This is a genomic window from Sphingomonas sp. RS6, assembly GCF_054489705.1.
This window is the reverse complement of sequence record NZ_JBTMWM010000004.1, coordinates 191,060-212,452: the sequence shown is the minus strand read 5'-3', so window position 1 is coordinate 212,452 and position 21,393 is coordinate 191,060. Positions and strand designations below refer to the sequence as shown.

At 67.6% G+C, this 21,393-nt stretch carries 21 protein-coding genes and 1 tRNA gene; 13 read left to right on the top strand and 9 right to left on the bottom strand.

The annotated features are described in order from the left end of the window. Nucleotides 1-233 precede the first annotated feature (233 nt). Nucleotides 234-3,167, bottom strand: a complete 2,934-nt coding sequence (locus tag ACX40Y_RS10310) for an L-glutamate gamma-semialdehyde dehydrogenase (RefSeq protein ID WP_459119463.1) — start codon at nucleotides 3,165-3,167, stop codon at nucleotides 234-236. Between the two features lie 157 nt (nucleotides 3,168-3,324). Between ACX40Y_RS10310 and ACX40Y_RS10305 the strand changes: the two genes are divergently transcribed. The 6 genes from ACX40Y_RS10305 to ACX40Y_RS10280 all read left to right on the top strand — a co-directional run bounded on the left by ACX40Y_RS10305 (nucleotide 3,325) and on the right by ACX40Y_RS10280 (nucleotide 7,586). Continuing rightward, nucleotides 3,325-3,756, top strand: coding sequence for a MaoC family dehydratase (locus tag ACX40Y_RS10305; protein ID WP_459119556.1), 432 nt, complete (start codon nucleotides 3,325-3,327; stop codon nucleotides 3,754-3,756). 98 nt (nucleotides 3,757-3,854) lie between these two features. Next, nucleotides 3,855-5,030: an acetyl-CoA C-acyltransferase gene (locus ACX40Y_RS10300; protein ID WP_459119462.1), complete on the top strand. Its 1,176-nt coding sequence runs from the start codon at nucleotides 3,855-3,857 to the stop codon at nucleotides 5,028-5,030. 87 nt (nucleotides 5,031-5,117) lie between these two features. Beyond that, the gene (locus ACX40Y_RS10295; protein ID WP_459119461.1) at nucleotides 5,118-5,609 is read left to right on the top strand and encodes a DUF805 domain-containing protein; all 492 of its coding nucleotides are present in this window, start codon (nucleotides 5,118-5,120) and stop codon (nucleotides 5,607-5,609) included. Nucleotides 5,610-5,702: 93 nt separating this feature from the next. Further along, on the top strand, nucleotides 5,703-6,650 hold the full coding sequence (locus tag ACX40Y_RS10290; protein WP_459119460.1) for a glucokinase: 948 nt from the start codon (nucleotides 5,703-5,705) through the stop codon (nucleotides 6,648-6,650). Between the two features lie 44 nt (nucleotides 6,651-6,694). Further along, nucleotides 6,695-7,186: a pyridoxamine 5'-phosphate oxidase family protein gene (locus ACX40Y_RS10285; RefSeq protein ID WP_459119459.1), complete on the top strand. Its 492-nt coding sequence runs from the start codon at nucleotides 6,695-6,697 to the stop codon at nucleotides 7,184-7,186. A 31-nt stretch (nucleotides 7,187-7,217) separates the two neighbouring features. Beyond that, on the top strand, nucleotides 7,218-7,586 hold the full coding sequence (locus ACX40Y_RS10280; protein WP_459119458.1) for a YkvA family protein: 369 nt from the start codon (nucleotides 7,218-7,220) through the stop codon (nucleotides 7,584-7,586). A 27-nt stretch (nucleotides 7,587-7,613) separates the two neighbouring features. On the opposite strand, the gene ACX40Y_RS10275 is transcribed toward ACX40Y_RS10280, so the two are convergent. Then, a complete protein-coding gene (locus ACX40Y_RS10275) occupies nucleotides 7,614-8,846 on the bottom strand; it encodes a polyhydroxyalkanoate depolymerase (protein WP_459119457.1) in 1,233 nt (410 codons plus the stop codon). Nucleotides 8,847-8,998: 152 nt separating this feature from the next. On the opposite strand from ACX40Y_RS10275, the gene ACX40Y_RS10270 reads away from it, so the two are divergent. Both ACX40Y_RS10270 and ACX40Y_RS10265 read left to right on the top strand, forming a co-directional pair. Continuing rightward, nucleotides 8,999-10,777 (top strand): ABC transporter transmembrane domain-containing protein, encoded by a 1,779-nt coding sequence (locus ACX40Y_RS10270; RefSeq protein WP_459119456.1) that lies wholly within the window; start codon nucleotides 8,999-9,001, stop codon nucleotides 10,775-10,777. Between the two features lie 41 nt (nucleotides 10,778-10,818). Then, nucleotides 10,819-11,142, top strand: a complete 324-nt coding sequence (locus tag ACX40Y_RS10265; RefSeq protein WP_459119455.1) for a hypothetical protein — start codon at nucleotides 10,819-10,821, stop codon at nucleotides 11,140-11,142. A 150-nt stretch (nucleotides 11,143-11,292) separates the two neighbouring features. Here the strand turns inward: ACX40Y_RS10265 and ACX40Y_RS10260 are convergent, their stop codons facing one another. Next, nucleotides 11,293-13,062, bottom strand: a complete 1,770-nt coding sequence (locus ACX40Y_RS10260) for a putative bifunctional diguanylate cyclase/phosphodiesterase (protein WP_459119454.1) — start codon at nucleotides 13,060-13,062, stop codon at nucleotides 11,293-11,295. Between the two features lie 72 nt (nucleotides 13,063-13,134). Further along, nucleotides 13,135-14,745, bottom strand: a complete 1,611-nt coding sequence (locus tag ACX40Y_RS10255) for an NAD(P)/FAD-dependent oxidoreductase (RefSeq protein WP_459119453.1) — start codon at nucleotides 14,743-14,745, stop codon at nucleotides 13,135-13,137. Nucleotides 14,746-14,916: 171 nt separating this feature from the next. Here ACX40Y_RS10255 and ACX40Y_RS10250 point away from each other — a divergent pair, with 171 nt between their 5' ends. Continuing rightward, nucleotides 14,917-16,074 (top strand): saccharopine dehydrogenase family protein, encoded by a 1,158-nt coding sequence (locus ACX40Y_RS10250; RefSeq protein WP_459119452.1) that lies wholly within the window; start codon nucleotides 14,917-14,919, stop codon nucleotides 16,072-16,074. Nucleotides 16,075-16,135: 61 nt separating this feature from the next. Here the strand turns inward: ACX40Y_RS10250 and ACX40Y_RS10245 are convergent, their stop codons facing one another. After that, nucleotides 16,136-16,567: a MarR family winged helix-turn-helix transcriptional regulator gene (locus ACX40Y_RS10245; protein WP_459119451.1), complete on the bottom strand. Its 432-nt coding sequence runs from the start codon at nucleotides 16,565-16,567 to the stop codon at nucleotides 16,136-16,138. A gap of 136 nt (nucleotides 16,568-16,703) precedes the next feature. Here ACX40Y_RS10245 and ACX40Y_RS10240 point away from each other — a divergent pair, with 136 nt between their 5' ends. Then, entirely contained in the window at nucleotides 16,704-17,129 is a 426-nt protein-coding gene (locus ACX40Y_RS10240; RefSeq protein WP_459119450.1) for an organic hydroperoxide resistance protein, read from the top strand. Nucleotides 17,130-17,181: 52 nt separating this feature from the next. On the opposite strand, the gene ACX40Y_RS10235 is transcribed toward ACX40Y_RS10240, so the two are convergent. Continuing rightward, nucleotides 17,182-17,598 (bottom strand): flagellar basal body rod protein FlgC, encoded by a 417-nt coding sequence (locus tag ACX40Y_RS10235; protein ID WP_459119449.1) that lies wholly within the window; start codon nucleotides 17,596-17,598, stop codon nucleotides 17,182-17,184. A 179-nt stretch (nucleotides 17,599-17,777) separates the two neighbouring features. Between ACX40Y_RS10235 and ACX40Y_RS10230 the strand changes: the two genes are divergently transcribed. Then, nucleotides 17,778-18,125 carry an L-rhamnose mutarotase gene (locus ACX40Y_RS10230; RefSeq protein ID WP_459119448.1) on the top strand — a complete coding sequence of 116 codons (348 nt, stop codon included), beginning with the start codon at nucleotides 17,778-17,780 and terminating at the stop codon, nucleotides 18,123-18,125. Here the strand turns inward: ACX40Y_RS10230 and ACX40Y_RS10225 are convergent. The 3 genes from ACX40Y_RS10225 to ACX40Y_RS10215 form a co-directional block, all read right to left on the bottom strand. After that, nucleotides 18,098-18,556 carry a DUF1810 domain-containing protein gene (locus tag ACX40Y_RS10225; protein ID WP_459119447.1) on the bottom strand — a complete coding sequence of 153 codons (459 nt, stop codon included), beginning with the start codon at nucleotides 18,554-18,556 and terminating at the stop codon, nucleotides 18,098-18,100. The genes ACX40Y_RS10230 and ACX40Y_RS10225 overlap by 28 nt on opposite strands. A 25-nt stretch (nucleotides 18,557-18,581) precedes the next feature. Next, nucleotides 18,582-18,657, bottom strand: a tRNA-Ala gene (locus ACX40Y_RS10220). Between the two features lie 82 nt (nucleotides 18,658-18,739). Next, nucleotides 18,740-19,063, bottom strand: coding sequence for a TIGR02300 family protein (locus ACX40Y_RS10215; RefSeq protein ID WP_459119446.1), 324 nt, complete (start codon nucleotides 19,061-19,063; stop codon nucleotides 18,740-18,742). A 103-nt stretch (nucleotides 19,064-19,166) separates the two neighbouring features. Here ACX40Y_RS10215 and aroA point away from each other — a divergent pair, with 103 nt between their 5' ends. Both aroA and ACX40Y_RS10205 read left to right on the top strand, forming a co-directional pair. Beyond that, the gene (aroA, locus tag ACX40Y_RS10210) at nucleotides 19,167-20,495 is read left to right on the top strand and encodes a 3-phosphoshikimate 1-carboxyvinyltransferase (RefSeq protein ID WP_459119445.1); all 1,329 of its coding nucleotides are present in this window, start codon (nucleotides 19,167-19,169) and stop codon (nucleotides 20,493-20,495) included. 59 nt (nucleotides 20,496-20,554) lie between these two features. Then, nucleotides 20,555-21,187 carry a (d)CMP kinase gene (locus tag ACX40Y_RS10205; protein WP_459119444.1) on the top strand — a complete coding sequence of 211 codons (633 nt, stop codon included), beginning with the start codon at nucleotides 20,555-20,557 and terminating at the stop codon, nucleotides 21,185-21,187. The last annotated feature ends 206 nt before the right edge of the window (nucleotides 21,188-21,393 follow it).

Genomic DNA, 21,393 nt, shown 5'->3' with positions numbered 1-21,393 from the left:
GCGCGAGACGAGCGGCGTGAAGACAGTGATCCGACCAGCGCGTTCGCGGCGGGACCGATCCGGCACCCGCCCAAAGTTCACAAAGTTCACACTGACTCGCGCGCGAGACGAGCGGCGTGAAGACAGTGATCCGACCAGCGCGTTCAAAGAGCGTGGGCGGGCCACAACCCCGCCCACGCCAGCTGAGCCGGCATAATCCTACTTTGCAAGCCGGCAGGGCGTATCCGCGCCGGTCAAATCCCCCCTTCGTCGAGGCTGAGCAGCGTCGCATTGCCGCCGGCGCTGGTGGTATCGACCGACACCGCCCGCTCGGCGCAGAAACGGTGCAGATAGTGCGGTCCGCCGGCCTTGGGGCCGGTACCCGACAGGCCCTCGCCCCCGAAGGGCTGCGAGCCCACTACCGCGCCGATCATCGAGCGGTTGATGTAGAGATTGCCGACGCGCGCCTCCGCCTCGACCAGCTCGGCCGAGCGGGCGATGCGGCTGTGCAGGCCCATCGTCAGGCCGAAGCCCTTGGCGTTGACCCGCGCCACCGTCTCGGCGAGCGTGCCGGCCTTCCAGGTGGCGATGTGGAGGATCGGGCCGAACCATTCGCGGGTCAGGACTTCCGGCCGGTCGATGCGGATCATCGTGGGCGGCACGAACAGGCCGGTGGCGGGGACCGGGACGGTCTTGATCCAATTGGCCTTGGCGCTGTCGCGATAGGCCATCAGCTTGTCATAGGCCGCCTGGTCGATCACCGGGCCGATATCGGTGCGCGGATCGGCGGGATCGCCGAGGACCAGCAGCTCCATCGCGCCGCGCAGCATCTCGATCACGCCTTCGGCGATCTCCTCCTGCAGCAGCAGCAGGCGCAGCGCCGAGCAGCGCTGGCCGGCCGAGCGGAAGGCCGAGGTGAGCACGTCGGCCACCACCTGTTCGGGCAACGCAGTCGAATCGACGATCATCGCGTTGATGCCGCCAGTTTCGGCGATCAGCGGGACGAGCGGGCGATCTTCGCCTTCGAGCAGTGACGCGGCAATCTTCCTGGCGGTGGGGGTCGAACCGGTGAAGGCGACGCCGGCGATGCGGTGATCGGCGGTGAGCGCGGCGCCCACCTCCGGGCCGCCCGTCACCAGCACCAGCGCGTCCTCGGGAACGCCTGCCTGATGGGCGAGGCGCACGGCGGCGCGGGCGATCTCCGGGGTCTGCGGGGCGGGCTTGGCAACCACCGCGTTGCCCGCGACCAGCGCCGCGGCAGTCTGGCCGAGGAAGATCGCGAGCGGGAAGTTCCACGGCGCGATCGTCGCCCAGACGCCGCGGCCTTCCATGCGAAGTTCGTTGCGCTCGCCCGTCGGCCCTGGAAGGGCGATCGGCGCGAGGCCGGTGCGGGCCTGGAGCGCATAGTAGCGGCAGAAATCGGCGGCCTCGCGGACCTCGCCGAGCGCATCGGGGATGGTCTTGAAGGCTTCCTTCACCGCTAGCGCCATCAGCTCGATGCGATTCTCCTCGAGCAGGTCGGCCAGGCGTTCGAGGACCGCCGCACGGGTGGCGAGCGGCGTCGCGGACCATGCCGGGAAGGCGGCCGAGGCGCGGTCGATGGCCGCCCTTACATCGGGTGCCGCGTTGGGGGTGACACTGGGCAGCGGCTTGGCTGCAATCGCTGCTGCCGTCTCCGCCAGGATGGTCCGCTCGGCGAGATCGATACCGCCCGAATTCTTCCACGCGCCGAACAGATCGACCGGCAGCGGGATGCTCGGGTGCCGCGTGCCGCTCACGGCTGCGATCTTCTCGACCGGATCGGCGAGCAGCTCGGCCTCGCTCAGTTGCTCGTCGGCAAGCTGGTGGACGAAGCTGGAATTCGCGCCATTTTCGAGCAGGCGGCGGACGAGATAGGCGAGCAGGTCGCGATGCCCGCCCACCGGCGCGTAGATACGGCAGTGATAGCCCTGTTCGTTGACGAGGCGCTCGTACAGCCCCTCGCCCATGCCGTGCAGCCGCTGGAATTCGAAGTCACGGCTGTCACCGGCCCAGTCGAGGATCGTTGCAACGGTCAGCGCATTGTGGCTGGCAAAGGCAGGCACGATGTTCTTCGCCGCCAGCATGTCGCGCGCGCAGGCGAGGTACGACACGTCGGTCGCCGCCTTGCGCGTGAACAGCGGATAGTCGGGCAGGCCCTCCACCTGCGTGCGCTTGATCTCGCTGTCCCAATAGGCGCCCTTGACCAGCCGGACATGCATCGGACGGCCGAGATCGTCTGCCCAGCCGATCACCGCGCGGGCGCGCTTGCCATAGGCCTGCACCGCCATGCCGAAGCCGGCCCAGCCCTTCAGCTCGGGCCGGCGGGCGACCGCGCCGATGATGTCGAGGCTCATGTCCAGCCGCTCGCTCTCCTCGGCGTCGACGGTGAGCGGGATGCCCTGCGCCGCCGATTCCGACGCAAGCTGCGCGAGCATGTCGGTCAGCTCGGGCACGCAGCGGTCGTACTGCGCGACTTCGTAGCGCGGGTGGAGCGCGGAGAGCTTCACCGAAATCGAATGGCCCGCCTTGGGATCGCGGCCGACTGCGCGGATCGCCTCGAAATAGGCCTGGAAATAGCGTTCGGCATCGGCCTTGGTGCGCGCGGCCTCGCCCAGCATGTCGAAGCTGGCGGTGAAGCCCTTGTTCTCGGGCTTTTTCATCCGCTTCATCGCCTCGTCGATGGTGCGGCCCATCACGAAGACCTCGCCCATCCGCTTCATCGCCGCGCCCACCGCCTGGCGCACGAACGGCTCGCCGGCGCGCGAGATCAGGCGGCGCAGCGCCCCGGTCTTCTCGTCGCCGACCAGCGCGCGGCCCAGCATCAGGCCCCAGGTGGCCGAATTGACCAGCACCGAGTTGGACTTGCCCGAATGCGCCTTCCAGTCGGCATCGCCGATCTTGTCGGCGATCAGCAGGTCGGCGGTTTCGGGATCCGGCACGCGCAGGAACGCCTCGGCCAGGCTGAGCAGCGCGACACCCTCGGACGAATTGAGCCGATATTCCTGGAGAAACTGGTTCACCCAGCCTCGGTTCTGCGCCGCGCGCAGGTCCGCCAGCAGCGCAAGGGCATGGCCCATCACCCGTTCGCGCGACTCAGGGGTGAGTCGCGCCCGCTCCAGAAGCGGTTTTAGAACATCGGGTTCGGCCTTTCGGTGCAGATCGGCCATCAATTTGCGGTGACGTGACGGTACGGCAGTCGACATTTTCCAATTTCCGGTCGGCCAAGGCTTGCGGGGAGCCCCGTGCATTCAGTAGATGATGCGGGCCTATGAAAGATAATTGCGCGAGAGGATAGTCTTGGCAGCGACCGTGACGCCGCAAGAGATGGCCGGAATGATCGGCACCGAGCGCGTCTCGGACTGGGTTGAGGTCACGCAGGCGATGATCGACCAGTTCGCCGAGGCGACCGGCGACCGCCAGTTCATCCATGTCGATCCCGCCCGCGCCGCGCAGACGCCGTTCGGCGGCACGATCGCGCATGGTTTCCTGTCGCTTTCGCTGATGCCGATGCTCGCCGCGCACACCGATGCGCCGGGAATCGAAGGCGCGCGGATGGGCGTGAATTACGGGGGCAACAAGGTCCGGTTCCTCACGCCGGTCCGCTCGGGCAAGCGGGTGCGCGGGCGCTTCACGCTCAAAAAATTCATCGAGCGCCAGCCGGGCGTCTGGGAACAGGTGCAGGACTATGTGCTCGAGATCGAAGGCGAGGAAAAGCCGGCGCTGATCGCCGAGTGGATCGCGCTGATCTACGCCTAGCCAAGGCCGCGACGCCGGCGAACACCGGCATCACGGCGGGGCAGAATATTGAACCACCTCGGCTTCCGCTGGGGTAACGCGTTGGAGGATAGAAGGAAATGCGCTCCGCAGTCATCGTTTCCACCGCCCGCACGGGCATCGGCCGCGCCTATCGCGGCGGCTTCAACGCGACGCCGGCGGCGACGCTGGGCAGCCATGCGATCAAGGCCGCCGTCGAGCGCGCCGGCATCGAGCCGGGCCAGGTCGACGACGTGGTGTTCGGCGCCGCGCTTCCGCAAGGAGGGCAGGCCCCCAACATTGCCCGCCTCGCGCTGCTCCGCGCCGGCCTGCCCGTGAGCGTGCCAGGCATGTCGGTCGATCGCCAGTGCGCCTCGGGCCTGATGGCGATCGCCACTGCGGCGAAGCAGATCGTGGTCGACCAGATGGACATCACGCTGGGCGGGGGGCTCGAATCGATCAGCACGGTGCAGACGCCGGCGATGCGCGTCGAGCCCGATCGTTCGCTGATCGAACTGCACGCCGACACCTATATGCCGATGCTCCAGACCGCCGAAGTGGTCGCCGCGCGCTATGGCATCGGCCGCGAGGCGTGCGACGCCTATGCGCTCCAGTCGCAGCAGCGCACCGCCGCCGCGCAGGCCGCCGGCAAGTTCGACGACGAGATCGTTTCGGTGAACGCGACGATGAACCTCGTCAACAAGGAGACCAAGGAAGTCACGCAGAAGGACGTGACGGTTGCCAGGGACGAGGGGAACCGGCCGGAAACGACGCTGGAAGGGCTTCAGGCGCTGCAGCCGGTGCTGCCGAACGGCACCGTCACCGCCGGCAATGCCAGCCAGCTGTCCGACGGCTCCTCGGCCTGCGTGCTGATGGAGGAGAAGCTGGCGTCGCAGCGCGGCCTCACCCCGCTCGGCCGCTATGTCGGCATGGCGGTGGCGGGCACCAAGCCCGACGAAATGGGCATCGGCCCTGTGTTCGCGATCCCCAAGCTGCTCGAACGCTTCAACCTGAAGATGGACGATATCGGCCTGTGGGAACTGAACGAGGCGTTCGCGGTGCAGGTGCTTTATTGCCGCGACAAGCTGGGCATTCCCAACGAACTGCTCAACGTCAACGGCGGCGCGATCTCGATCGGCCATCCCTATGGCATGTCGGGCGCGCGGATGACCGGCCATGCGCTGATCGAGGGCAAGCGCCGTGGCGCGAAATATGTCGTCGTGACGATGTGCATCGGCGGTGGCCAGGGCGCGGCCGGCCTGTTCGAGGTGCTGTAACCCGCGTACCGAAATCGGCCAGCGGCCCGTCACATCACCCCCGGTTCGCGCTTGACCAGCGGCCGGGGGTGACGGCAGGCTGAGCGGATGACGACGGCCCTTTCGTATCGCGACGGCGTTTCGATCCGCACCGGGATCGGCGCGATCGCGCGCAGCCTGGTGTTTCGCGGGCGATCGACCCGCACCGAACTGGTGAGCGCGCTGATTCTGATCGGCCTTGCCGAGCTGCTGTGGCGGCTGGTGACGCATTTCTTCCATCCGCCGACGGCGACGGGGATCGAGACGCTGTGGCGCCATCTGGCGTTCGAGCAGGCGGTTTCGATCGCGCTGCTGGCGCCGCTCCCCGCGCTGATCGTGCGGCGGCTGCACGATGTGGGGTTGCCGGCGATGCCCGGGCTTTTGCTGGCGGGAATCGCGGTGATGGCGCGGATCGAGCAGCTGCAGGTTGCCGTGGGGCTGCACCCCGGCATCCCGATGCTGCCGCCGGCGGGCGCGGTGAGCACGCTGATCCTGGCGGTGGCGCTGCTGTGGAGCCCGGCGCGCGGGGCCAACCGATGCGGCCCCGATCCGCGCGGCTAACGCCCGGGGTCGAAACGACTTCTTGCTTCGCAAACCATTGTTAGCGATATCAGCGACCGAGCTCCGAAAACGGAGCCGGCGTGGAGGGGTGACATGGTGGACGAACTGACGCTGGTGGCCGATATCGGCCGCCAATCGGTGCGCTTCGGGCTGGCGGGTGGCGAGGCGGGGGCCGAACCGCGCGACGTGCAGCGATTTTGCAACACCGATCACCCGACCTTCACCAGCGCGCTCGTCGCCTATCTCACCGCACAGGGACTTCGCGACGCGCGGCTGCCGAGCGTGCTGGCGGTGGCGGGTACGGCGCGCGGCGACATGATCAACCTGACCGGCAGCCGCTGGTACATCTCGCTCTCCGGCGTCGAGGCGGTGCTGCGGGTGCCGCCGCGCGCGCTCAACGAATGTGCCGCCAACGCGCTGGCGCTGACCCGGTTGCCGCCCGCCGCGTTCACGCCGCTGTCCGGCCCCGCGCCCAGGCCGGTGCAGCCCGGCGGCTGCTTTGCGGTCATCGGGATCGGCACCGGGCTGGGCGTCGCGGCGCTGGTCAGCGCGGAGGACCGGCTGATCCCGGTGCAGAGCGAGGCGGGCCATATCGGCTTCGCACCGCAAACCGCCGAGGAGACGACGTTCGCCAGCTTTTGCCGGGCGCGCGGCATGCTGGTCGAGGCCGAGACGCTGCTCAGCGCCGGGGGGCTGATGCTCGCCTATGAGGCGCTGTCGGGCGGAAAGCGCGTGCCGGCGCCGGAGGACGTGACGCGCAATATCGGCCGCGATCCGGCCGCGACCGCGGTAGTGCGGCTGTTCGCCGAATATCTCGGTGCGTTCATCGGCGACCTCGTCCTCAGCTTCGGTGCGTGGGACGGCGTGTTCCTGACCGGCGCGATCGTCCGCGCGCTCCACCCGCAGCTGACCGATCCCGGCGTGCGCCGGCGGATGGAGGCGCGGATGGCGTTTCGCCGCCAGCTGGCCGAGGTGCCGGTGGCGCTGGTCAATCGCAACGACCTGGAACTGATCGGCGCGGCCGCGCTGCGGAACGGCTGAGCGGCCCTGCACGTTACCCGGACGAACCAATACGGGAGCAGCACATGGCCGACACCGCCGAACTGAAAAAGCACTTCTGGTCGAAATTGTCGTCGAGCCCCTTCATGATGGTGGGGCTGCAGGACGGGCAGCACAGCGAGCCGCTGACCGCGCAGCTCGACGAGGATCAGGTCGACACGCTCTATTTCTTCATCGGCAAGGACAATCGCCTCGCCGCCGGCGGTCCGGCGATGGCGCAATTCGTTTCCAAGGGGCACGACCTGTTCGCCTGCCTGGCCGGGATCGCGCGCATCGACAATGATTTCGCGATGATCGACAAGCTATGGAACAACCAGGTCGAGGCCTGGTTTCCGGGCGGCAAGAACGACCCCAACCTCGCGCTGCTGCGCTTCGACATCGACGATGCCGAACTGTGGGAAAGCGACGTTTCGATCACCGGCAAGGTGAAGATGCTGTTCGGCGGCCAGATCCGCTCGGACGAAAGCGGCAGCCACGCGAAGGTGGCGACCACGGCCGAGGGCGAAACGCGCGATTGACCCGGCCGGCGCGTTCGGCGATCCAGCGCGCATGGGCCCTTCCCTCGCGCACCGCGTCCGCACCGAGGCGCACGCCGTATGGCTGGCAATCCGCGATCCGCGCACGCCTTTGGCGGCGCGGATCGTCGGGCTGCTGGTGGCCGCCTATGCGCTGTCGCCGATCGACCTGATCCCCGATTTCGTGCCGATCCTCGGGCTGATCGACGATGCGATCCTGATCCCGCTCGGCGTCTGGCTGTTCGAGCGGCTGATTCCCGCCGATCAGTTCGCCGAGCACCGTGCCGCCGCCGAGGAAGCGAGCAAGCGGCCGGTGAGTTGGGGCGGGATCGCGATCGTGCTGGGCGTGTGGGCGCTCACCGCCTGGCTGGTATGGGGCTGGCTGGTGACCCGCTACGACTGAGCGGGCGCGGCATCGCGGGCGACGGCATCAGCCGCCGTGCGTTGCCATCCACTGTTCGAGCACCGGTGCGATCCGCGTCCGCCACTTCGATCCGTTGAAGATGCCGTAATGCCCCACGCCCTCGGCGAGGTGATACTGCTTGTGGGTTTCGGGCAGGTTGGTGGCGATGGTGAGCGCGGCCTTGGTCTGGCCGATGCCCGAAATATCGTCGCGCTCGCCCTCGATCGCGAGGATGGCGACATCGGTGATCGCCGCCGGATCGACGCGCCGGCCGCGATGCATCATCTCGCCCTTGGGCAGCGCGTGCGACTGGAACACGACGTCGATCGTCTGGAGGTAGAATTCGGCGGTCATGTCGCAGACCGAACGATATTCCTCATAGAATTTCATCGTCGCATCGGCGCTGTCCTCATCGCCCTGGACGAGATGCTTGAACATCTCCCAGTGCGAGATCAGGTGATTGCCGAGGTTCATCGTCATGAAGCCGGCAAGCTGGAGGAAGCCCGGATAGACGCGGCGGCCGGCGCCCGAATAGGTCATCGGCACGGTGGCGATCACATTCTGCTCGAACCAGCTGAACGGCCGTTCGGTGGCGAGCGTGTTCACCGCCGTCGGCGCCTCGCGCGTGTCGATCGGACCGCCCATCATCGTCAGCGTGCGCGGGCGATTGGGATGGCTGTCAGCGTTCATCACTGCCGCGGCGGCATAGCAGGGCACCGAAGGCTGGCAGACGGCGAGCATGTGCGGGCGGGGATCGCCCTCTGCCCCGATCTGCTCGAGAAAGGCGATGATGTAATCGATATAGTCGTCGAGATCGAAGCGGCCCTCGGACGTCGGCACCAGCTTCGCATCGCGCCAGTCGGTGATATAGACATCGGCGACCGGCAGCATCCGCTCGACCGTGCCGCGCAGCAGCGTGGCATAATGGCCGGACATCGGCGCTACGATCAGCAGCTTCGGCCCGCCCTCGACACCCTGGCGAGCGAATCGCTTGAGCTGGCCGAACGGCTTGCGCAACACCACTTCCTCGACAATCTCGACCCGGCGGCCGTCGATCATCGTGTGATCGAGCCCGAACGCAGGCTTGCCGCGGGGCGCCGAGGCGTGGGCGAAGACCTCCAGCGCGGAGGCGAGGACCGGGCCACCGCCGAAATAGGCGAACGGGTTGGCGGGGTTGTTCAGCAGCCCGGCGCTGAAATTGGCCAGTGCGCTGGCCCCTGCAAGCATCGAGCGTTGAATCTCATAAGCGTCGTACAGCATCGCGTCCCTTCCCCACGCCCCGATCTCGAACGGCGGGGGCCTTGTTATACAGTATAGGCGTCCGCGTTGTGCGCCGCAACGCCGGGCCCCTACTGAAACGGGACAGTGCGTAGGTGTTCCCCTTGCCCGCGAACCGCGCTACTCGATCGCGCATGGCCGAACCGACCCCGCCAGCGCAGCCGCGCCGCAAGCTGAGCAACCTCCTCGTCATCTGGCGTTTCACCCGCCGCTATCCGCTGCAACTGGCGATCGGCATCCTGGCGCTGTTCACCTCCTCGGCGGCGACGCTGTGGATTCCGCGCACGTTCAAGCAGATCGTCGACAACGGTTTCGCGGCGGGCGCCGACACCAGCCGGATCGGCGTCTATTTCCAGGGTCTGCTCGCGGTCGTCGCGGTGCTTTCGGTCGCCACCGCCGTGCGCTTCTTCTTCGTCTCCTGGGTGGCCGAACGCACCGTCGCCGACCTGCGCGTCGCGGTCCATCGCAACCTGCTGCGCCTGTCGCCAAGCTGGTTCGAGGAGAACCGGCCGTCCGAGATCGCCTCGCGCCTCACGTCTGACACCGCGATCGTCGAGCAAGTGGTGGGATCGACCGTCTCGATCGCGCTGCGCAATTTCCTGACCGGCGTCGGCGGCGTCATCTATCTGTTTGCGCTGGCGCCGAAGATCGCCGCGTTCCTGATCGTCGGCATCCCGATCACGGTGCTGCCGATCGTCTGGCTGGGCGGCCGCATCCGCCAGCTGTCGCGATCGAGCCAGGACCGGGTGGCCGATATCGGCGCGATCGCATCCGAGGCGCTGGGCGCGATGCGCATCGTCCAGGCGTTCGGCCAGGAGCCGCGCGAGGGCCAGCGATTCGAGCTGGCCGTCGAACGCAGCTTCGCCGCCGCCAAGAAGCGCTTCGGCCTGCGTGCGGTGATGACGGCGCTGATCATCGGGCTGTTGTTCACCGCAGTGACGCTGATCATGTGGGATGCGGTGTCGGGCGTCGCGGCCGGCACGATTTCGGGCGGCTCGATCACCGCGTTCGTGATCACCGCCGGGCTCGTCACCGGATCGTTCGGCGCGCTCACCGAGGTTTATGGCGACCTGCTGCGCGCGTCGGGCGCGGCGAGCCGGCTCGCCGAACTGCTCGTCGCCGAGCCCGAGATCGCGCCGCCGGCGGAGCCGCTGCCCCTGCCCCGCCCGGCGGAAGGCGCGATCGCGTTCGATTGCGTCACCTTCCGCTACCCCACCCGGCCCGAAGTCTCGGCGCTCAGCGATTTCTCGCTGTTCGTCGCGCCGGGCGAGACGGTGGCGGTGGTCGGCCCGTCGGGCGCGGGCAAGTCGACGCTGTTCCAGCTGCTCCAGCGATTCTACGATCCGGAAGCCGGCCAAATCCGCATCGACGGCGTGCCGGTCCCGCGCGCCGACCCCGCCGATGTGCGTGCCCGCATGGCGATGGTGCCGCAGGAAACGGTGATCTTCGCCGCCAGCGCGCGGGACAATCTGCGCTACGGCAAATGGGACGCATCGGACGAGGCGATCTGGGCCGCGGCGGAGGCGGCGAATGCGGCCGATTTCCTGCGCGATCTGCCGCAGGGGCTGGAGACGTTCCTGGGCGAAGGCGGCGCGCGCCTGTCCGGCGGGCAGCGCCAGCGGCTCGCCATCGCCCGCGCGCTGCTGCGCGACGCGCCGATCCTGCTGCTCGACGAGGCGACGAGCGCGCTTGACGCCGAAAGCGAGCGGCTGGTGCAGGATGCGCTCGACCGGCTGATGGCGAACCGCACGACGCTGGTGATCGCCCACCGCCTCGCCACCGTCCGCGCGGCAGGGCGCATCGTGGTGATGGACGAGGGCCGGATCGTCGAGACGGGCACCCATGCCGAACTGGTCGCCAAGGGCGGGCTCTATGCGCGGCTTTCGGCGTTGCAGTTTCAGGAGGCGGGGTAAGGGGCGGACGTTGGTCGAGAACGGACGTTCACCGTCGATACATGGAAACCACCACGACGGAAGTCAGTAAGCTGACTGGCAAGGCAACGATCGTCATACCGATTACTCCAGCCAAAAGCATGCCAGCTGCATCTGGCGAGTTTTCGGTGCTCATCAACACGAATGCTACGAAACCCAAGGCAAAGACGAAAGCTGGGAGTACCAATGCCGAAGCGATGGCGACGGCAGCACTACTGGCGTTCGGTCGAAAGCGCTGTGCGGAAATCGTGATAGCAGCCGTGATCGCGGCGATCACTACAAAGAAGCCCAACAAGAAAGGTATATCCCCGCTATTCGCAAACCCCGACATACAACCTCCAAGTTGAGGGTCGAGCGGTAGCCGACCTTGCGAACGGCCGAAAGTGGTGCGTGATCCGCCACATTGTCGTTATCGCTCGCGGAGACTACCCCTCCACCGGCTTCGCCGGTCCCCCCCTCCGGGGGAGGATCAGATGGGGGGCGCCCGCCCGGACAAGTCAGGCCGCGCTCTCCCGCGCGTCTCCGCGCGCCAGCCAGCCTGCGAACGCCGTTACGTCCATCGGGGCGCCGAACAGATAGCCTTGCGCCTCCTCGCACCCCATCGCGGTGAGCACCGCCGCTGCCTGGGCCGTCTCGATCCCCTCTGCCACCACCCGGTAGCCGAGCTTGTGGCTGAGCCCCACCATCGCCTCGACGAGGAGAAAGTCGGGCCCGGCTGCATCGCTGAGGTCGCGGACAAAGGCCTGGTCGATCTTGACCACCTGCACCGGCAGCTTCTGGAGATAGGCGAGGCTGCTGTGGCCGGTGCCGAAATCGTCGACCGCCAGCGGAATACCGGCGTCGGCCAGCTCGCGCAGCATCGCGAGCGCCGCGTCGGGATTTTCCATCATCGCGCTTTCGGTGATCTCGATCTCGAGCCGGTCGGGCCGCAGCGCGCGCGCCATCAGGCCGAGCTGGATGCGCTCGACCAGATCGGGCTCCATCAGATTGGCGGCCGAGATGTTGATCGACATTGCGAGATCGAACCCGGCATCGCGCCAGCGTGCCAGCTGATCGAGCGCGGTCTGGATCACCCATTGCGTCGTCGGCCGGGCCAGCGCGGTCTGCTCGACGATCGGCACGAACTCGGCGGGCGACACGTCGCCAAACAGGGGGTGGCGCCAGCGCAGCAACGCCTCGGCGCCGACGCAACGGCCGGTTGCCAGTTCGACCCGCGGCTGAAAGACGAGACTCAACTGATCGCTCGCCTCAAGTGCGGCGCCGAAATCTTGCAGTAGCTGGTACTTGCGGCGATGCGCGATATCGCTCGACGCGCAGTAGAGCGCGATCGCACCATCGGCCTTTCGTGCATCCTGCGCCGCGCTGGCCGCACCGCGCAGCAGATCGTCGGCCCCCACCTCTCCGACGCGGAACGGCCGCACGCCGATTGCCACGCTGGTGACGAACCGCGCCGACGAGGTTGCGCGCAAGATATCGAAGCCGGTCTGGATCTTGGCGAGATAGGCGGATTGCTCGATCCCGGGCGGCGACACGAACGCGAACTGGACGTTGCCGACATGATAGACCGGGCGCTCCGGCCCGAGCAGGGCCTGGAGCGAGGACGCCGCTTCGCGCAGCATCTCGTCGAGCCGGGCGCTCCCCATCGCGCGGAGGATGCGGCTGACCTGATCGTCGCGCGCCAGATCGACGAGGACGGCATAGCGGGATTCGCCTGCATGATCGCGGGCAAGGTCGAGCAGATCGTCGCGGAACTGCGTGCGCGTCGGCAGGCCGCTGACCGGATCGACCCGGCCGAACGCATGCTGCAACTCGATCTGCGCCATCACCATCGCCGCGAGATCGGTGAGCGCCGCCAGCTCCGCCTGGCTCGCGCGACGCGGTTCGGTGCCGAGCACGCAGAGCGAGCCGAGGCCATAGCCTTCGGTGGTGATCAGCGGCGCGCCGGCATAGAAACGGGTGCCCATGCGCGCCAACAGGCTGTCGGCGTACACCGGGTCCGCGGCGAAATCCTCGATCACCAGCGACGCGCAGGTTTCCGCCACTTCGGCGCAGGGCGCCTTTTCACGGGGGATCGAGTCATGCTCGACGCCGACCCGCGACTTGAACCATTGGCGATCGTGATCGGTCAAAGAAACCGCTGCGATCGGCAGCGCGAAGATCTGGCTCGCCATACGGGTGATGCGATCGAACGTCTCGCTGGGCGGCGTGTCTAGAAGCTTGAGCTGATTTAGCGCGTCGAGCCGCGCCTCTTCACTGTAGTGCCGCACAGACCATCCCTTCGCGTCCATTATAGGACACCGGTGTTCCGCCGGGCGGCAAGATCGTGGTTAAGCCGCCGATCAGGCCGTTGTGATGCTCCGTGCCACCGCCTCGGCGACCTTGATTCCGTCGATCGCGGCCGAAAGGATGCCACCGGCATAGCCGGCGCCCTCGCCCGCCGGGAACAGATGCGGCGTGTTGATGCTTTGGAAATCGGCGCCGCGCGTGATGCGGATCGGCGAGGAGGTGCGCGTCTCGACGCCCGTCATCACCGCTTCTGGATGGTCGTAGCGCGCGATCTGGCGGCCGAACACGGGCAGCGCCTCGCGGAACGCCTCGATCACGAAGCCGGGCAGGCACTGGCCGAGATCGGTGGGCGTGACGCCGGGTTTGTAGCTGGGCACGACCTGTCCGAGCGCGGTCGAGGGGCGTCCGGCGAGGAGGTCGCCGACCAGTTGGCCCGGCGCGTTGTAGTTGGAACCGCCCGCGACGAAGGCGGCATCCTCCCACTTGCGCTGCAGTTCGATGCCGGCGAGCGGGCCGCCGGGATAGTCGCGCGCCGGATCGATCGCGACGACGAGGCCGGAATTGGCGTTGAATTCGGCGCGCGAATATTGGCTCATGCCGTTGGTGACGACGCGGCCTTCTTCCGAGGTTGCTGCGACCACCCGGCCGCCGGGGCACATGCAGAAGCTGTAGACCGTCCGCCCGTTCGCGCAGTGGTGCGACAGCGCATAGGCCGCCGCGCCGAGATCGGGATGCCGGGCGCAATTGCCGAAGCGCGCCTGATCGATCCAGCTTTGCGGATGTTCGATCCGCACGCCGATCGAGAAGGGCTTGGCCTCGATATGAATGCCGCGGCCGTAGAGCATCTCGAAGGTCGGGCGCGCGCTGTGGCCGACCGCGAGGACGACATGATCCGCCTCGAGAAAGCTGCCGTCGTGCAGGTGCAGGCCGCGCACGTTGCGCTGCGCGTCCAGCTCGACGCCGTCGACGCGGGTCTGCCAGCGATATTCGCCGCCCAGTTCCTCGATGGTGCGGCGCATGCTTTCCACCATCGTGACGAGGCGGAAGGTGCCGATATGCGGGTGCGCCTGCCAGAGGATGTCGTCGGGGGCGCCCGCCTTCACGAACTCCTCGAGCACCTTGCGGCCGAGGAAGCGCGGGTCCTTTACCCGGCAATAGAGCTTGCCGTCGGAGAAGGTGCCCGCCCCGCCCTCGCCGAACTGGACGTTGGAATCGGGGTTGAGCTCCGAACGGCGCCACAGGCCCCAGGTGTCCTTGGTCCGCTCGCGCACGATCTTGCCGCGATCGAGGATGATCGGGCGAAAGCCCATCTGCGCGAGGATCAGCCCGGCGAACAGGCCGCATGGCCCGGCGCCGATCACCACGGGGCGCAGGCCCTGCCAGCCCTCGGGCGCGTGCACCGGCGGGCGATAGACCATGTCCGGCGTGGGGCGCACATCCTTGTCGCCGGCCAGCCGCGCCAGCACCTCGGCCTCGTCCGCCAGATCGACATCGACGGTATAGACGAGCTGGATCGCGTTGCGCCGCCGCGCGTCGTTGCCGCGCTTGAACACGGTGAAACCGCGCACCGCCGCCGGTGCCACGCCGAGCCGCGCCGCGATCGCGCCGGGCAGCGCGTCGGCGGGATGATCGAGCGGCAACGATAGTCCAGAAAGGCGAAGCATGGGGTGCGGGTCCGGCGATAGGGGCGAACCCTCCATGTAGCCGCAAGCGCGCGGGCGGCAAGGGCCGGCCGCCAGGCGCTGGCACATGCGCGACAATCGCGGTAAGGGTATGGCACCACCACACCGATGACACGCGAAGTTGGAACATCGGGTATCGCAAAGGAGAGGAAAATGGCGGAGTTCGACCTGATCGTCTATGGCGCCACCGGCTTTACCGGCCGGCTCGTGGCCGACTATGTCGCCGCCACCTATCCCGATCTGGCCTGGGCGATGGCGGGACGTTCGCTCACCCGGCTCCAGCAGGTGCGCGACGAGATCGGCGCGCCGGCCGATACCCCGCTGCTGATGGCGGATGCCGCCGACCCGGCGGCGCTGGAGGCGCTGGTCGCGCGCGCCCGCGTCGTGATCACCACGGTCGGCCCCTATCAGCTGCACGGCGAGGCACTGCTCGCCGCCTGCGCGAAGACCGGCACGGCCTATGTCGACCTGTGCGGCGAACCCGCCTGGATGCGCCAGATGATCGACAAATATGAGGGCACAGCGAAAGCGAGCGGCGCGCGGATCGTGTTTTCCTGCGGGTTCGATTCGATCCCGTTCGATCTGGGCGTCCATGCCGTCCAGCAGGAGGCGATCCGGCGCTTCGGCAAGCCGGCACCCCGCGTGAAGTGCCGCATCCGCGCGATGAAAGGCACGATGTCCGGCGGCACCTTCGCCAGCGGCAAGGCGACGATGGCGGCCGCCGCGAAGGATCCATCGATCATGAAGCTGATGATCGATCCCTTTGCGCTCGCCCCCGGCTTTGAAGGGCCGCATCAGCCGAACGGGATGGTGCCGCATCACGACGAGGCGGTCGATGCCTGGGTGGCGCCGTTCATGATGGCGGTGATCAACACCAAGAACGTCCACCGCACCAACTTCCTTGGCGATTTCCCCTATGGCCGCGACTTTCGCTATGACGAGATGATGGTCGTGCCGGGACTGGGCGAGATCGGCAAGGCGGCGGCCGAGGCGCTCGCCAAGCTGAACCCGATGGCCGCAGACAAGGGCCCCGCGCCCGGCGAAGGCCCGAGCAAGGAAGAGCGCGAGAGCGGCCATTACGACATCCTGTTCATCGCCGAGGCGACCGACGGACAATCGGTGCGGCTGAGCGTGAAGGGCGATCGCGATCCCGGCTACGGATCGACCAGCAAGATGATCGCCGAAAGCGCGCTGTGCCTGGTGCGCGACGTGGCGGGCGATGGCGGCATCTGGACCGCAGGCGCGCTGATGCCGGGCGAACTCCGGAAGCGGCTGGAGGCCCATGCGGGGCTGACCTTCACCGTCGAGTGACGGCGCTCAGAGACCGTTTGGGAATTCGGCGGCCGACCCGATCGAATTTCCAAATGCTCTCTCAGTCGCCGGAAAGCGAATCGCGCAGCGCCTGCGCCTCGCGGTTGAGCGTCGCCAGGCGATCGAGCGACAGATCGGTCTTTTCGAGCACCGCTTCGCCAAGACAGCCGCATTCTTCGCGGATCGCGCGGCCGGCCTCGGTGAGGAACACCTGCACCCGGCGTTCATCCGCCGGGCTGCGCTTGCGCGTCACCAGGCCGGCCGCTTCCAGCCGCTTGACCAGCGGCGTGATCGTGCTCGATTCGAGCGACAGCCGCTCGCCGATCGCGCCGACCGTACGGCCATCCGCTTCCCACAGCGCATGCAGCACCAGATATTGCGGATAGGTGATCCCCAGCCGGTCGAGGATCGGCTTGTAGACGCGCGTGATCGCCATGCTGGCGCTGTACAGCGAGAAGCAGAGCTGACCGTCGAGCGGAAGCGGGGCTGGCATCTTCAAAACACTCCTGCCCGCCGACCTTGGCGGGACAAATCCTATATCGCGATAACGAATCGGCTGGACAAGGGCGACGTGCCGCATTATCTAAACATTATCGCGATAATCATTATCGTACAGCAAGGAGATACCCATGTCGGTCGATGTGAAGTACAGCACCCAGGCAACTGCAACCGGCGGTCGCGACGGCAGCGCGCGTTCGGCCGATGGCGTGCTCGACGTCAAACTCTCCACCCCGAAGGAACTGGGCGGCGCCGGCGGCGACGGCACCAATCCCGAGCAGCTGTTCGCTGCGGGCTATTCGGCATGCTTCATCGGCGCGCTGAAGGCGGTGGGTGCACAGCTGAAGATCAAGGTGCCGGCCGAGACAAAGGTCACCGCGACCGTGGGCATCGGCCCGCGTTCCGAAGGCGGCTTCGGCATCACGGCCGATCTGCTGGTCGATCTGCCCGGCCTGGATCGTGCGGAGGCGCAGAAACTGGTCGATGCCGCGCACCAGGTCTGCCCCTATTCGAATGCGACCCGCAACAATGTCGATGTCGGCCTGACACTGGCCTGACGTCACTCGGCGCCCGGGCACGCCTGCGGTACGGCGCCGCAGGCGTGCTCGGTTACGCGACCATGTCGAGCAGCGTGCCCTGCATCTGATCGTCGGCGCGAATGACTGACAGGTTCGCACGATAGGCCGACAAGGCCTTTACCTGCTCGCCCGCCTCGGCCCCTTCGTCGACATCGGGCGCCTCGATCATCCCGTCCTCATCGGCGTCGGCCGAGTCCGGGTCATAGCGCTGGACGGTGCCAGGGTCGCTCGTCACGACGCGCGAGGTGACGCCGCCAGCCGCAGCGGCCGCCTGATACAGCGCGACCGGCCGGTAGGCGCTGTTTTCGACGCGCCCTGCCGCGGCGACGGCCGGAACCGCCTTGACGGTCTCGCCGGTCGTGTTGGCGTTGGCCAGATTCTGCGCGCTGACATTCAGTCGGGCGACGCTGGCCTGCAATCCGGTATAGGCGACGTTGGCGGCGATCATGGCTCAACTCCAATGCGGAATGATCGCTCGCTGGCCGTTACCGCCTGCTTATGAAATGGCGTTAAGCGCCCGTTTGCCACCTTCACGCTCGTTGGCCGGCGATGGAACCGGCGCTGAATGCGGCTCGAACATCGCCGTCATCCGCGCTACCTCCCACACGATCATTAGGGGAGCGATGGATGCGCCACATATTGATACTGGACCTGAAGGACGAACCGGAGGCGATCGAGGCCTATCGGCACTGGCACCGCCCGGGCGGCCCGCCTGCCGCCGTGAACCGGTCGATTCGCGAGAGCGGCATCAGCAACATGGAAATCTGGCACGCCGGCGACCGGCTGGTGATGGTGATGGAGACCAGCGACGCGTTCGATCCGGCCGCCAAGGCCGCGCGGGATGCCGCCGATCCCGATGTGCAGGCATGGGAGCGGCTGATGGACGGATTTCAGCGCCGCATCGCCTTTGCCCCCGCCGACACCAAATGGGTGCCGACCGAGCGCATCTATTCGCTTGCCGACCAGCCGGAATGACCGGCCGCCCCCAGAAGGCGTAACGTTTCGGGATCGCCGACGCCGCCGAACCACCGCCCGAGCGCGGCGGCCAGAAGCGGCGTCGGCTCCGCGATTTCAAACAGCGTGAGCGACGAGCGCAGCTTGATCGCATCGATCCCGCCGAACACGGCGACCGGATCGGCCGTTTCGAGATCCTGGAGCGCTTCCACGCATTCGACATAGCGGGCGCCGAGCAATGGATGCGCGAGATAGGCGCGCGCCTCGGCGAGATCGCGAATGGCGTAGAACCGCGCCGTGTCGCTGCGGCCGAGCCCGGCAAGCTGGGGAAAGATGAACCACATCCAGTGGGAGCGTTTTCGCCCGTGCCGGATTTCGGCGAGGGCAGCCCGATAGACGGCGTCCTGCGCATCGACGAATCGATCGAGCGATCCGCGATCCTCAGCGTTCATCGCTGCTTCTGTTCGGGGGAGGGAATGGTGGAGCCGAGGGGGATCGAACCCCTGACCTTCGCAATGCCATTGCGACGCTCTCCCAGCTGAGCTACGGCCCCATTCCCTTGGGAGGCGAGCCCTTTAGAAGGGCTTCGCCGGGTTGGCAAGGATGGTTTTTCCATCCTCGCCATTTTTCCGAAATTATTGTTCGTCGTCGTCCGAAACGGCCTCGACGCCGAGATCGTCGTCGCCGCCGAGATCGACATCGTCATCCGCCGAGGGTTCCTCGTCATCGGCGCCGATGTCCAGATCCTCGTCACCCAGATCCGAATCAGCGTTCTCGGCCTTTTCGTTGTCAGCCTTGGCCGCTTCGAACGGCAGCGGCTGCTTCGACTTCAGGATCGGTTCCGGCTCCCAGGTGACGCCGCAATTGATGCAGGTCACCGGATCGTCCTTCTGCAGATCGTAGAAGCGCGTACCGCATTTCGGGCAAGTGCGCTTGGTGCCCCATTCCGGCTTCACCATAGTGTGCCTCTTTAGCCTTTCGATTATTCGGAGTTTCGGGTTGTGATCCCGGAAAGTGGGGCGCGCCTTGCCATGCTGCAAGCCGCCTGTCAAAGCCGCGCCCATGTCGCACGCAGAAGCCTCCCCCCTCACCCTTTCCGCCCGCGGCCCGCTCAAGGGCATTGTCACCGTTCCCGGGGACAAGTCGATCAGCCACCGCGCGATCATGTTTTCGGCGCTGGCGGTGGGCGAAAGCCGGATCGAGGGGCTGCTGGAGGGCGAGGACGTGCTCGCCACCGCCGCGGCGATGCGGGCGATGGGCGCGAAGGTGGAACGCGGCGACGATCGCGTCTGGCGGGTGAACGGCGTGGGCGTCGGCGGACTGATGCAGCCCGCCCAGGCGCTCGACATGGGCAATTCGGGCACGTCGACCCGGCTGCTGATGGGCCTGGTCTCCAGCCATCCGATCACCGCGACCTTCATCGGCGACGCATCGCTCTCGGGCCGGCCGATGGGGCGGGTGATCGAGCCGCTTGCCCAGATGGGCGCGGAGATCACCGCGACGCCGGGCGGCCGCCTGCCGCTGATGGTGCGTGGGCTCTGCCCGGCAGTGCCTATCGAATATGTGCTGCCGGTCGCCTCTGCACAGGTGAAGTCGGCGATCCTGCTCGCGGGCCTCAACACGCCGGGAATCACCCGCGTGATCGAACCCGTGCCGACGCGCGACCATAGCGAACGCATGCTGCGCGGGTTCGGCGCCGAGCTGACCGTCGAGGACTCGCCCGAGGGCAAGATCATCTCGATCACCGGCGAGGCCGAGTTGAAGCCGCAGCATATCGTGGTGCCCGGCGACCCCTCCTCGGCCGGCTTCTGGATGGTCGCGGCGTCGATCGTGCCGGGATCGGAGATCACGATCGCGAATGTCTGCATGAACCCCACGCGCACCGGCCTGATCACTGCGCTGCGCATGATGGGTGCCGACATCGCCGAAACCAATGCGCGGACCGTCGGCGGCGAGCCGGTCGCCGATCTGGTGGTGCGCCACGCGCCGCTGAACGCGATCGAGGTGCCCGCCGAGCTGGCGCCCAGCATGATCGACGAATATCCGGTGCTGTTCGTCGCCGCGTCGCTCGCCAAGGGCCGCACGGTGGCGCGCGGGGCGCATGAGCTGCGCGTGAAGGAATCGGATCGGATCGCCACGATGCGCACCGCGCTGGAAGCGTGCGGCGTGGTGACCGAGGAATATGAGGACGGCTTGGCCATCGAGGGTTCGGCGGGTGCCGCCCTGCCCGGCGGCGGATCGGTGGCGACCAAGCTCGACCACCGGATCGCGATGAGCATGACGGTGGCGGCGCTCGCCGCTGCCAAGCCGATCGCGATCGACGACGTTGCGCCGGTGGCGACCAGTTATCCCGACTTCTTTGCGACGCTGGACGCGCTGACCGCCGGCTGAGCGGTGCCGTTTCACCCCGACTCCCTTGACGTCGCCATGCGCAGTGGCGAGGGGAACGCATGATTATCGCCGTCGACGGACCCGCCGCGTCGGGCAAGGGCACCATCGCCCGCGCCCTGGCCCGCCATTACCGCCTGCCGCATCTCGATACCGGCCTGCTCTATCGTGCGGTGGCGGCAACGGTGCTGCGCGAGGAACTCGACCCGGAAAAGGAAGCCGATGCCGTTGCCGCGTGCGGATTCGACGATGCGCTGCTGGCCGATCCGTGGCTGCGCAGCGATGAGGTCGGCCAGATCGCATCGGTGGTCTCGGCGCATCCGCTGGTCCGTTCGGCGCTGATGACCCGGCAGAAGAAATTCGCGCAGCAGGCCGGCGGCGCCGTGCTCGACGGGCGCGACATCGGCACGGTGATCGCGCCGGACGCCGATGTGAAGCTGTTCGTCAAGGCGACGCCGACGATCCGTGCCCAACGCCGCCACGCCGAATTGCGCAAGGCCGGCATCGCGGCGAGCCTGGACAAGGTGCTGGCAGACATCCGCGCCCGCGACGAGCGCGACTCCGGCCGCAGCGCGGCGCCGCTGACGCAGGCCGAAGGCGCGGCGACGCTCGACACGAGCTTCCTGTCGATCGATGCCGCCGTGCAGCGCGCGATCGAGATCGTCGAGCAGCGCCGGGGCGCGACCGAGCAGTAGGCCGGCCGTCCGGGGCGGCAGCGCCAGGGAAACCTTGCGATCCCGGGCAAATGGCGCTAAGGCGCGCGCGTCCTGCGAGCGGGCGCTTGCGGAGGTTCGGTGCTGGAGTGCGACTCCATGCGCCCGTTTCGCGTTTATGCGCGTCCGGCCATCCTCAACACGCCCTCGCCCGTGCGATGCCGCGACCGGCATGGGGCCGCCGCGGC